11 protein-coding genes are annotated in these 12,551 nt (G+C 64.9%); 2 read left to right on the plus strand and 9 right to left on the minus strand.

Translation table 11 applies throughout. From position 1 onward, the window contains the following. Window positions 1-8 precede the first annotated feature (8 nt). The 5 genes from QR64_RS08960 to QR64_RS08975 all read right to left on the minus strand — a co-directional run bounded on the left by QR64_RS08960 (window position 9) and on the right by QR64_RS08975 (window position 5,909). Window positions 9-929, minus strand: coding sequence for an SDR family oxidoreductase (locus QR64_RS08960; RefSeq protein WP_039584940.1), 921 nt, complete (start codon window positions 927-929; stop codon window positions 9-11). Between the two features lie 107 nt (window positions 930-1,036). Beyond that, a complete protein-coding gene (locus QR64_RS27145) occupies window positions 1,037-1,189 on the minus strand; it encodes a hypothetical protein (protein WP_162836411.1) in 153 nt (50 codons plus the stop codon). 243 nt (window positions 1,190-1,432) lie between these two features. Beyond that, the gene (locus QR64_RS08965; protein ID WP_039584941.1) at window positions 1,433-2,872 is read right to left on the minus strand and encodes a sugar transferase; all 1,440 of its coding nucleotides are present in this window, start codon (window positions 2,870-2,872) and stop codon (window positions 1,433-1,435) included. 268 nt (window positions 2,873-3,140) lie between these two features. Further along, window positions 3,141-5,201, minus strand: a complete 2,061-nt coding sequence (locus QR64_RS08970) for a heavy metal translocating P-type ATPase (RefSeq protein WP_039584943.1) — start codon at window positions 5,199-5,201, stop codon at window positions 3,141-3,143. Between the two features lie 48 nt (window positions 5,202-5,249). Beyond that, window positions 5,250-5,909: a DUF305 domain-containing protein gene (locus QR64_RS08975; RefSeq protein ID WP_081263379.1), complete on the minus strand. Its 660-nt coding sequence runs from the start codon at window positions 5,907-5,909 to the stop codon at window positions 5,250-5,252. 190 nt (window positions 5,910-6,099) lie between these two features. Between QR64_RS08975 and QR64_RS08980 the strand changes: the two genes are divergently transcribed. After that, on the plus strand, window positions 6,100-6,786 hold the full coding sequence (locus QR64_RS08980) for a response regulator transcription factor (protein ID WP_039584944.1): 687 nt from the start codon (window positions 6,100-6,102) through the stop codon (window positions 6,784-6,786). Continuing rightward, the gene (locus QR64_RS08985; protein WP_039584945.1) at window positions 6,783-7,901 is read left to right on the plus strand and encodes a sensor histidine kinase; all 1,119 of its coding nucleotides are present in this window, start codon (window positions 6,783-6,785) and stop codon (window positions 7,899-7,901) included. The genes QR64_RS08980 and QR64_RS08985 overlap by 4 nt, the downstream gene beginning before the upstream one ends. Here QR64_RS08985 and QR64_RS08990 read toward each other — a convergent pair. From QR64_RS08990 to QR64_RS09005, 4 genes are all read right to left on the minus strand, one after another. Further along, a complete protein-coding gene (locus tag QR64_RS08990; protein WP_033096261.1) occupies window positions 7,892-8,329 on the minus strand; it encodes an SRPBCC family protein in 438 nt (145 codons plus the stop codon). The two genes, QR64_RS08985 and QR64_RS08990, sit on opposite strands and share 10 nt — an antisense overlap. A gap of 91 nt (window positions 8,330-8,420) precedes the next feature. Then, a complete protein-coding gene (locus QR64_RS08995) occupies window positions 8,421-9,485 on the minus strand; it encodes an MBL fold metallo-hydrolase (RefSeq protein WP_235367067.1) in 1,065 nt (354 codons plus the stop codon). A gap of 172 nt (window positions 9,486-9,657) precedes the next feature. After that, window positions 9,658-10,629, minus strand: a complete 972-nt coding sequence (bsh, locus tag QR64_RS09000) for a choloylglycine hydrolase (protein WP_039584948.1) — start codon at window positions 10,627-10,629, stop codon at window positions 9,658-9,660. A 124-nt stretch (window positions 10,630-10,753) separates the two neighbouring features. Next, entirely contained in the window at window positions 10,754-12,286 is a 1,533-nt protein-coding gene (locus tag QR64_RS09005; protein ID WP_235367068.1) for a sugar transferase, read from the minus strand. Between the last annotated feature and the right edge of the window lie 265 nt (window positions 12,287-12,551).

Genomic DNA, 12,551 nt, shown 5'->3' on the forward strand with positions numbered 1-12,551 from the left:
GGCTCGTTCTACGGCGAGGGCATCCCGCCGTTGACGTGGATCGTCGCGCCCACTACATAACTGGACTCAGGTGACGCCAAGAACACGTAGGCGGGTGCCAGTTCGGTCGGCTGCCCCGCACGTCCCAGCGGAGTGTTCTGCCCGAACTCGGGCAGCTCTTCCTTCGGCTGACCGTCCGACGGCTGCAACGGCGTCCAGATCGGTCCGGGCGCAACCGCGTTCACGCGGATGCCCTTCTCCGCCAGCTGGGTCGCCATGTTCTTCGTGAAGTTGTTGATCGCAGCCTTGGTCGACGAGTAGTCGATCAACGCCGGCGACGGCTGGTACGCCACGATCGAGGTGGTGTTGATGATCGTCGAACCCGGCTGCAGATGCTTCAACGCCGCGCGCGTGGTGCGGAACATCGCGAGGATGTTCACCTGGAAAGTCTGCTCGAGCTGATCGTCGGGCAGATCATCCAGCCCTTCGACCGCAATCTGCTTTCCGGCATTGTTGACCAGGATGTCGAGGCCGCCGAGCTGCTCGACCGCCTGGTCGACGACGTCGGAGCAGAACGAGGCGTCCGTCAGATCACCGGGAAGCGTGATCGCCTTACGACCACTCTCGCTGATGATGCGAGCGACGTTCTTTGCGTCAGGTTCCTCATCCGGCAGGTACGAGATCGCGACGTCGGCGCCCTCCCGCGCGAATGCGATGGCGGTAGCGGCACCGATGCCCGAGTCACCACCGGTGATCAGTGCCTTACGTCCTTCGAGCCGGCCAGTGCCTCGATACGAGAACTCGCCGATGTCGGCCTTGGGCACCATGTCGGCGTCGAGGCCCGGCTCGGGCTGGTCCTGCTTCGGAGGCGAGATGGACGGATAGCGAGTAGTCGGGTCCTGGAACTTCAGTTGATCGGTCTTATTAGTGTGCACGTCTTGCTCAGCCATGAGTACCGTCCTGCGAATCGATGGTTTCCGAGTTGCGTGAAAGCTCGTCGCAAATCGGCTTCCCGTCACGGACCCGTCGCAAACTCGGTCATCTGCGAGGCGAGCGGCTATCCGACGTCACGGATATCGTCCTCACCGTCCTCGTCGAGCGGCGGCGGGAGCTCACGTTCGTCGCGGGCACGAACGACCAGACCGAAGACCACAGCGACGGCGACGGATAGCACCAGCCACGAGACGAGCAGCACAAAAACCCAGTTCACATGTCGAACAACGGTTCGCCGGACCAAAATGTTACCCGTGAGTAAGAACTCACCCGTGAATTCACCCCGCCTCGACAATCGAGATGCGCCCCGCCCACTGGAAAGTCCGGAGACGCAGAGACCCCGCCGGAAGGCCATGCGAGTAACCTTCCGGCGGGGTCCGATGTCACCATGCAGGGGACGGCGACAGCCTGAAACACTACCGTGAAGTTGATCTTGGGGCGAGAATCGCTCGATCGAAAGTCAGTACGCGCCTTCGCTGGCGACGACCGCCTTCACGGTCTTCATGATGATCAGCACGTCGGAGACCATGGACCAGTTCTCCACATACGACAGGTCCAGACGCACCGACTCGTCCCACGACAGATCCGAACGGCCACTGACCTGCCAGAGGCCCGTCACACCGGGACGCACCAGCAGACGACGCTTGACCCGCCCGTCATAACTCTCGACCTCGCGACGCAGCGGCGGGCGCGGACCCACCACGCTCATCTCGCCGCGCACGACGTTGATGAACTGCGGCAGCTCGTCGATGCTGAACCGGCGCAGGACCCGGCCGACACGAGTCACGCGCGGATCCTCTCTCATCTTGAAGAGCAGGCCGGCGCCCTCGTTCTGATCGAGCAGCTTGTCGACCATCTTGTCGGCGTTCTGCACCATCGAGCGGAACTTGATCATTCCGAACGGGGTGCCGTCGATACCGATCCGCTCGGACTTGTAGAAGATCGGGCCGCCATCCTCGAGCTTGATGAGCAGCGCTACGACAGCGAAGACCGGAGCCAGACACAGCAGCGCGGCGAGCGAGAAGGCGAGGTCGAACAGACGTTTCCCGCTGCGCTTCGCACCGTGATAACTCGGCTTCTCCACATGGATCAGCGGCAACCCGGCAACCGGGCGCATCTCGATGCGCGGGCCAGCGACATCGACGACGCCCGTCGCCACCACCAGATCGGCGCGCTCGGGTTCGAGCTGCCACAGCAGGTCGCGGATGCCCTCGTGGCCGAGGGTCTCGGTGGCGGTCACCGCGACGGTGTCGGCACCCGAAGCACGCAACGCTTCGACGACGGTGTTCTCGTCGCCGTGGATCGGGATCTGCCGTCCGTCCACATCGATGCTCTCGCCCGGCACACCGGAATACCGCGGCACGCACACGCCCACCACGCGATAACCCTCGCCGCTGCGGCGCTGGAATGTGCCGGCCATGTGGCGAACTGCGCGGGCGCCACCCACCACCAGCACCGACGTCGTGAATTCACCCTTCCGGCGACGACGTGCGACAGCTCGTCGCCAGACCCACCGGAAGAACAGCAGTCCCGCGAGGCCGGCGGGCAGAGCGATGGCGAGATAGCCGCGCGCGAGCTCCATCCGGAAGATGAGCGCCACGATGGCAACGAGACCGAAGAGATTGAGCGTCGCAGAGACGACGCGCTGGTACTCCTCGAATCCGGCGCCGATGACCCGCCTGGAGCGGGTACGGAACAGGGAAAGAAATGCGATCCACGCCGCGCCGAACGCAACGGAGATCAGCGTGTAACTCAGCGTTCCGACGCCGTCCATGGTGACGAGCGAATCCTGCCCGAACCGCATCACATGCGCGAGCGCGATAGCAAGCACGACGACCAGAGCGTCGGTGACGAACAGAGTGTTGACGTAGGACTTCTGCCAGCTCCACCTGGTGGACATCCGAGTACCGGCCGGAGCGCCGGTACTGGTGTCGATAAGTGAAAGGTCATGTGCAGCATCGTCGTTCGTGTGACGAACTGTGGTCATGACGGAAGAACCCTCATAGTGTGTCTCCTCCCCGAGACGCTTCGACGCTCGAGCACCTCCCTGCACTCGGACGTCGACAACCCCGTATATCGATGCCGCGTCCTCCGTAGCGACTCCGATACGTTATGCGATTGAGATCGTCTCACAGAAGTGTCGCTCGCGCGCGTCAACAAAAGAGAAGTTATCGGGAAACTCGTCCGTCGGTAGCGTGCCCGGGGTCGAGATCGAGGCGCCTGAGCGTCTGCGCGTTGAGCGCGACGACGATCGTCGACGCCGACATGAGCACCGCGGCCACGGCCGGCGAGATCGCGATACCGGCGAAGGCCAGCACACCGGCCGCCAACGGAACGGCGACGACGTTGTATCCGGTTGCCCACAGCAGGTTCTGCCACATCTTGCGGTAACTCGCGTGCGAGAGCTTGATGATCGACAGCACTGCTCGCGGATCGTTCGCGGCGAGGACGACACCGGCCGACTCGATCGCGACGTCCGTGCCCGCTCCGATCGCGATACCGACGTCGGCTCGCGCGAGGGCAGGCGCGTCGTTGACCCCGTCGCCGACCATTGCGACGGTGTGCCCGCGCTTCTGCAATTCGGCGACCTTCGCGTCCTTGTGTTCCGGGAGCACTTCCGCGAACACTTCGTCGATGCCGAGATCGGCGGCCACGGCGTCGGCCACCTGCTGGGCATCACCGGTGATCATCGCGACCTTCACGCCCCGCGCGTGCAGGGCGTCGACGGCCTGCCGCGATTCGTCGCGCACGGTGTCCTCGAGCGCCACGGCTCCGAGCACCCGACCGTCGGAGGCAACGTGCAGCACCGATGCACCACGTCGCACCCACCCGTCGGTGACTGCGGCGACGTCGTCGGGCACCGACAACTGCAGGGACGACAGCATGGACGGTCCGCCGATCGTCACCTCCACACCGTCGACCAGTCCGCGCACGCCGCGGCCGGGCAACGAGCGGAAGTCCGTCACCGCCATCCGCTCGGCCGACGGGACGCGGGCATCGGCGGCGGCGACGATGGCTCGCGCGACCGGGTGCTCACTGTCGGCTTCGACCGCAGCTGCCAGGGCGAGTAGGTGTTCCTCGTCGATTCCCGCCGTCGCGACGACACCGGTGACCTGATGCTTGCCCTGCGTGAGGGTGCCGGTCTTGTCGAACAGCACTGCGTCGACGGTGCGCATGCGTTCGAGTGCCAGCCGATCCTTGACGAGCACACCCGCGCGCGCTGCGCGCTCGGTCGAGATCGCGATCACCAGCGGGATCGCCAGACCCAGCGCATGGGGACAGGCGATGACCAAGACGGTCACGGTACGCACCACCGCTTCGTCGAGATTGCCGAGCAACGTCCACACGACAAAGGTGAGAGCACCCGCGATCGCGGCGAAGTAGAAGAGGAAGGCCGCGGCGCGATCCGCCAGCGCTTGCGCGCGGGACGAGGACGCCTGGGCATCGGCGACCATGCGCTGGATGCCGGCCAACGCGGTGTCCTCTCCCACCGCCGTGATCCGCACCCGGAGCGCGCTGTCGGTGGCGACGGTGCCCGCGACCACCGTGTCGCCGACGTCGCGGGTGACGGTCTTGGATTCACCGGTGACCATCGACTCGTCGACCTCGGCGGTCCCGTCGATGACGGTGCCGTCGGCGGGCACGCGCGCTCCGGCACGCACGAGCACCACATCGTCGAGGGACACTTCGTGCAACGGCACCTCGACGACACCATCGTCGGTGACCTTCTCTGCGGTGTCCGGCAACATCGCGGCCAGTGCTTCGAGTGCTCCGGAGGCCGAACCCAGCGCCCGCATCTCGAGCCAGTGACCGAGCAGCATGATGACGATCAGCAGCGCCAGTTCCCACCAGAAGTCCAGGTCGAAACCGCCGACCTCGAGAGTCGTGGCCCACGACGCGACGAAGGCCACCGTGATCGCCATGGCGATGAGCAGCATCATCCCCGGTCGGCGGGAACGCAGTTCGGCCCAGCCGCCGGTCAGGAACGGCACGCCGCCGTAGAAGAAGATGACGGTGCCCAGCACCGGTGGGATCCACTCGACGCCCGGAACATCCGGGAGGTGGTAGCCGAAGAGCTCGGCGACCATGTGGCTGAAGACCACGACCGGCACCGACAGGATCAGGCTGACCCAGAACCGTCGCCGGAACATCTCGCCGTGGGCGCCGTGCCCCGCGTGACGATCGTGACCGGCGTGCTCGTGGGTGTGTTCGTGCACCTGCTGGGACATCGACAGCTCCTGACTCGGCCGGCGGGACGAACCCGCGACGCGGATCGGCTACAGAGTGGTCAACAACTGACGCATCGTGTCGATTTCCTTCTGCTGGGTGTCGGCGATGGTGCGGGCCAGCTCGACGGTCTCGGGGTACTGCCCGTCCTCGATCTCGTCCTGCGCCATCTCGATCGCTCCCTCATGGTGGACGATCATCTGCTCCAGGAACAGGCGGGCCGCGTCGACGCCCTGCGCGTCGGACAGTGCCTGCATGTCCTGCTCGCTCATCATCCCGTCCATGTGCGGCATGTCGTCCATACCCGGCATGTCCGAGACAGATGGCATGCCGGACATGTGGCCGTTCATTCCAGGAGCGTCGTCACCGCGCATGGGCATGCCCCATTCCTGGAGCCATGCCTCGAACTGCTCGATTTCGGGTTGTTGCTCTGCCTTGATCTGCTCGGCCAGCGCCCTCACCGGCTCCGGGATGCCGTCCTTTGCCAGCAGCATGTCGCTCATCTCGATGGCCTGCGCATGGTGCGGGATCATCATGCGCGAGAACATCACATCGTCCTGGTCGAACCGCGCGGAGTTCGCCTCGGCGGATGTCGGGGCCGAAGTGGCGGTCGCCGTGGTTGCTTCGTCGCCACCGGAATCACTGCACGCCGACGCTGCGAACGTCACCGCCAGCGCGATCGCACCGGCAGCCAGAGTCTTCTTGTTCATGATGTCCACCCTCGCGGGTGTACTCCCGGGATCCGATGGAGATCGCATGAAGATTTGCTCAAGATCTGCGGGCGCATCGTCAGCACCTCTGCGGGTGACGATGATGGATCCCATGCCTTCTTCTGCCCGTGTGACGGGACCTTCCGGCGGATCCGCACCCGTCCCGAGCTCGACCGCCCGGATGCGAGCCATGGTCGTCGAGGACGAGGGGTCGTTGGCGAAGCTCGTGGGTTCGTATCTCGAACGCGACGGCTTCGACGTGACGATCACCGGCGACGGATCCGAGGCCGTGACCCTCGCGCGGCAGGTCGACCCCGACATCCTGGTGCTCGACCTCGGCCTACCCGGACTCGACGGTATCGAGGTGTGCCGGCAGCTGCGAACCTTCTCCGACGCGTACGTCGTGATGCTCACCGCGCGCACCGAGGAAGTCGACACCCTGATCGGTCTGTCCGTCGGGGCAGACGACTACCTGACGAAGCCGTTCAGCCCGCGCGAACTCATGGCCCGCATCCAAGCGATGCTGCGTCGTCCCCGGACCACCGCGCGGGTCGTAGCGTCCGCGAGGCGGGAGGCGCGGACGTTCGGGGAGCTGTCCCTCGACGTCGACGGACGGGAGGTCGCCGTGCGCGGCACGCCGGTCGCACTCACCCGCACCGAGTTCGACGTCCTCGCTGCCCTGGCGCAGGACCCGGGAGTCGTGTTCACCCGTGCTCAGCTCATCGCGGCCGTCTGGGGGCAGAATTGGGTCGGTGACGACCACCTCGTGGATGTGCACATCGGGCATCTGCGCCGCAAACTCGGCGACGACGCGAACCAGGGACGTTTCGTGCGCACCGTCCGCGGCGTCGGCTACCGGATGGGAACAGGACGATGACGTCCCACTCCCCCAGCACGACGAGTTTCGGCACCCGCCTGTTCCTCGCGCTCGTCGCCGTCGTCGTCGGATGTGCCGTCAGCGCATGGCTCGTCGCGTCCGCTCTCGCCCCCGGGATCTTCCACGACCATCTCGGACAAGCGGGCATCGATCACGATTCGAGCCAGGCCGCCCACGTCGAAGAAGCCTTCACCTGGGCCATCGTCCTCGCGTGGGGTCTGGCGGTCGCGATCGCAGTGCTGTTGGCCTCGGCGGTCAGTTGGTACATCGCGCGACGGATCCAGCGTTCGCTCGACACGGTGACCACCTCCACCGCGCAGATCGCCGGAGGTCGCTACGACACCCGCGTCCCCAGCCCCGACCTCGGCCATGAATTCGACGAACTGGCAACCAGCTTCAACGAGCTGGCACGACGCCTCGAAGCCACCGAAATCACAAGGCGCAGAATGCTCGCCGACCTCGGGCACGAAATGCGCACACCCATCGCCACACTCGATTCCTATCTGGAAGCACTCGAGGACGGCGTCCGCACTCTCGACGACGACACCCGGCAGATTCTGCGAGCCGCCACCCACCGGCTGAACCGCCTGGCACAGGACATCACCGCGGTCTCCCGGGCGGAAGAGCACCTCACCCGCATCCATCGGGTGCCCACTACCACCAGCACCCTCGTCGCCACGGCGGTCGACGCGGTGCGCGAGCAGTACGACGGCAAAGGCGTGACGTTGCAGGCCGAGGTCGTCGAATCTGCGCCGGTGACGGTCGATCCCGACCGGCTCGGACAGGTGCTGGCGAACCTGCTGGACAACGCCCTACGGCACACACCGGCAGGAGGAAACGTCACCGTCGCCACTCGCATCCTGGGCCGCGGCCGAACGGAGATCACCGTGACCGACACGGGCGCCGGCATCGCGCCCGATCACCTCGACCACCTCTTCGACCGGTTCTACCGCGCGGACACCGCCCGCGACCGGAATCACGGCGGCAGCGGCATCGGCCTGACGATCGCGCGGGCACTCGTCGAAGCCCACGCCGGTCGCATCCACGCGCACAGTGAGGGACCGGGCTGCGGAGCCCGGTTCACTCTGGAACTGCCGACGGCGAGTCAGGCGTAATTGGACAGGACGAACTCGGTCAGCCCCTTCCGGACCGCTTCGACCGCATGCTTCTGCCCGCGCTTCAGCACGAAGCCGGGAACCGGAACCTTCGGTTCGAGCGACATGGTGACGTGCACCCGGGTGCCGCGCGCAATCTGTTCGAGGGCGTACTCCCCGTCCTGGCTGCGCTGCATCCCGCTCTCGACGAGCGTCCACGACGTCGAACTCTCCGTCCACGAATGCTCGATGGTCTGGGTGTCGGAGAAGCCGAGCAGCGACAGGGTCATGCGGATCCGGAGCGGCCGGCCGTCGTCGTCCCGGGTGAGCACCTCGACGCTCTTGTGGGCCGACGACCACTCGGGGATGCGCTCGACATCCTCGAGGGCGCGCATCACCTGCTCGGGTGTGGCGTCGATGTCGAAACGGTCGGAGACGCTGGCCGCCATGTCGGGTCCTCCTCGTCGGAAACGCGGTACATCGACCAGATGACCCCGGATACCGCACGGCGAAACCCCGCCGATGGTGCCGGCGGGGNGATCAGTTGTCGACGCGCACTTCGTCGTCGGTGATGAGGAAGGTCATCAGGTCGGTGCCGACGGTCAGTGGGCCGTCGTAGTTCTCGCGGGTGCGTTCGACGAGCATCTCATCCGAGATGCCGGGGACGCGGCCGGGGATGCCGTTGACGATGTGGCTGTACACGGCCATCTTCGGCTGGGTCTGCTCGAAGATGTCGCCTGCCTGCTGCGGGTTCGTGTGATGCGCGTACACGCTGGGGAGCGCCGACGGATCCTCGAAGTCGGCGACCTCGTGCACCAGCACGTCGACGCCTTCACCGAACTTCAGGACGTTCTCGGTGGGAACAGTGTCGCCGCTGATGAGCACCGACTTGCCCGCATAGTCGACGCGATAGCCGACCGCCGGCTGGATCGCACCGACCGGATCGTGCTCCACGGTGAACATCGTGACGGTGACGCCGTCCTGGTCGAAGACGACGCCGTCTTCTGCGAACTCGTGCGATTCGATCGGCGTGGTCGCGGGATCGACTTCCTTGTCCGCGACGCGCACGTCGATGTCGTTGCGGTAGGTGCTCTGCATTCCGTCGCCGATGTTCCGGACGCCGACGGGTCCGTAGAGCTGGAAGGCGCCCTCGCGCCCACCGAGTGCCGGGACGTAGCTGCTCATCCAGAGGTCGGACAGACCGTTGATGTGGTCGGAATGGAAGTGGGTGAGGAAGACGGCGTCGACCTGACCGACCGGAACGCCGGCCTGCGTCAGGCGGACTGTGGCTCCGCGCCCCGCATCGAAGACGAGGTTCAGGCCGTTGGCCTGGACCAGCGTGGACATGCCGTAACGCTCGGCGCTCGGCACCGGGCTGCCCGTGCCGAGCAGCGTCACGCGCATCTCCCCCTCGGCGGGAGCTTCGGAGGCCGGGTGAGCGGAGTCCGTGGGCGAACCATCCGACGCCGTCGTTTCCTGGGCTGCGGGTGTCTCCTGAGCTGCAGATTCACCGGAGCTGCAGCCCGTGAGTGCGAGCGCGAGAACACCCGACACCACTACTGCCGCCGTGCGGATCCGGCCGAATTCGAATGAGCGTCGTGACACCGAAGGTTCCTTCCGAGGGAACGAGAGATTCTGTACGCACTGCGTACACAGTGAACGCTGTGCGTACATACTGTGCGGGTCATCACAGCGGAAAGTCAAATCACGGTTGGGTGTCGGAGATCGAGAACGGCCCCGGAGTCGAAACCCCGAGGCCGTTCCGATCGAGCTGCGGTCAGTTCTGCATGAGGACCTGCTGGCTCTTCACCAGCGGATACGACGCCAGTTCGCTCCCGTCGAGATCCTCTTTGTGCATGTCCACACCGGTGATCTGACTGTTCTCGTAGGTGCGGTAGTAGTAGATGCCCCTGTGGGTGTTACAGCACGACGAGTAGATGGTGATCTCGTACTTGTCGTCGAGCCGAACACATCCCCGCTGCTGTTCCACAGAACCGAGGATGTGGAAGAACTGGCTGATCGCCTCGGACTCCGAGTCGCCCGACACCGAATTCACCTTGGTGAAGGCGGCCTTGACGAAGCGCGACATCGACGACAGGTCTCCCGGCAACCCCACAGCACCGAGGCCGCGACTGTAGGTATCGAAGGGGATCTCCTTCGAGAAGCGCGGCTCGGGTGGATCGACCGACAGACTCATGTAGTTGTTGATGTTGAACAACTGGATGTCGAAGGTCGGATTGTTCGTGAGGACCTGGATCGGGTTGTCGTGGACCTTCAAGCCCTCGGCGACGGATTCGACGGTAATGGACTCGTCCCGGTCGGAAATGATCCAGTGCAGCGGGGACGGCGGGAACTCCTCACTGAACGCAATGTCGACGATGCGCACGTCCGCAAGCGCGTCCCGCACCTGCGCGACGGTCTCGAACTGCCCGAGCACCCAGGGAATGAACTCGAACGACGCGACATTCGTCCCGTCCTCCGAAACGGGCTTGTAGTCGGCATTGTCGGGGAAATTCAGCCCCGCCATGCTCAAGCCCTTCTCGTTGGTCGCGTCGTAGTAGAGCGGATAACCATCGGCTACCGTCGCCATGCCGATCATGGCGTGATGCGTCTTCAGTGGCGGCACCTTACGGAACTCGAACGGGAAGTTCCGCGGCGTGACCGTCACCGCTTCCCGGTAGGAGTATTCGAGGTCGAGATTCCGGCCGAAATAGTGGTCCTTGGCGGTGTAGTTGGCGGCTGTGCACATGCGGCTACCTCCGGACTGTTTCGTCCCACGGTATCGGCATATTCGTGGACTCATGGCGGTTCGGCTAGTCCCATACGAGAACGGCCCCGGAGTCGAACTCCGAGGCCATTCTCTTCGCGCTTGCTCAGTAGGCGCCGTCGCTGGCGAGGACCGCCTTGACGGTCTTACCGATGATCAGCACATCGGACACCATCGACCAATTCTCCACATACGACAGATCCAGGCGCACCGACTCATCCCACGACAGATCCGAGCGACCGCTGACCTGCCAGAGGCCGGTGACACCGGGACGCACCAACAGGCGGCGCTTGACCCGACCGTCGTAGGCCTCCACCTCACGCCGCAACGGCGGACGCGGACCCACCACACTCATCTCCCCGCGAATAACGTTGAGGAACTGCGGCAACTCGTCGATGCTGAACCGAAGCATCACCTTGCCGATACGGGTCACGCGCGGGTCGTCCTTCATCTTGAACAACGGACCGGCACCCTCGTTCTGCGCCAACAGGGTGTCGACCATCTTGTCGGCGTTGGTGACGATCGACCGGAACTTGACCATCCCGAACGGCTTACCGTCGAGACCGATCCGCTCGGCCTTGTAGAAGACCGGACCCCGGTCCTTGAGCTTGATGAGCAGGGCGACCACCACGAACACCGGAGCCAACGCCACCAGCGCCGCGCCGGCGAAGACCAGATCGAAGATCCGCTTCCCCGACCGCTTCGCCCCGTGATAGCTGGGCTTTTCCACATGGATCAGCGGCAGACCGACCACCGGACGCATCTCGATCCGCGGACCCGCCACATCGACCACGCCCGTCGCGACCACCAGATCCGTCTCGAGCGGTTCGAGCTGCCAGACCAGATCGTGCAGACCCTCGCTGCCCAAAGTCTCCGTCGCGGTGACCACCACCGTGTCCGCCCCCGACAACTTCAATGCGTCGACCACCGAATGCTCGTCGCCGTAGACGGTGATCTTCCGGCCGTCGACGTCGATGACGTCGCCGGGGGCCCCCGAGTACCGGGGCACGCAGACACCGACGACGCGGTAGCCCTCCCCGTCCTTACGGGAGAATGTTCGGGTCATGTGCCGCACCGCCCGCGCCCCTCCGACGACCAGCACCGAGGTACGGAACTCACCGCGAGCACGCTTGCGCGCGATCACCTTCCGCCACACCCACCGCGACAGCAGCAAACCACCGAGACCGACTGGCAGTGCGAGCGCCAAGTATCCACGTGTCAATTCCAGGCGGAATACGAGTGCGATGATCGCGAGGAACCCGAATAGTCGAGCTGTACTCGATACGACACGTTGATATTCGCTATGACCTGTGCCGATGACACGCCGTGACCGCGTGCGGAACAGCGCGAGAGTAATCAACCAGAGACCGGCAAGCCCCACCGAGATGAGGGCATAGCTGAGTTCGGAAACCGGCTCCGTCGTCGATAGGTCGCCCTGCCCGAATCGGACGGTGTGTGCCACAACGACGGCCAGCACAACGACAATTACGTCGGACCAGATCAATCGGCTGATGTAGGACTGCTGCCAGTTTCTACGGTTCGCCGAACCCGGCGGTTGACGCTGTCCACGAATGGAATTGGCGTAGTCCCCCGCGAGGGCATCGGGTACGCCGTGACTCGCCTCCCCGACGGCGGTCATAGCCCAACCACCCACATCGTTGTCTCCTCCCCGAGACACCTACTGCTCGCACGAACAAGCAACGCCGGACCCGATCCGCGTACCCTCCCCGGTCGCGTGACCTGCCCGTTGCGTGCCCAGCCGGGCGCAGTTCTTCCAGTTGTATGCGTGTCGCTCCTATGCGAAAACGCTCGTTGAGACTGTAACGTTACTTACGAGATCTGGCAGCTTGAACAGTCGTCCAGATGGAACCTGCTTCTTGAGTGTGCCGCGCGGTTACATTTGG

Origin of the sequence: Rhodococcus sp. Chr-9 (genome assembly GCF_000801125.1) — a bacterium.
GTDB classification, from domain to species: domain Bacteria; phylum Actinomycetota; class Actinomycetes; order Mycobacteriales; family Mycobacteriaceae; genus Rhodococcus; species Rhodococcus pyridinivorans.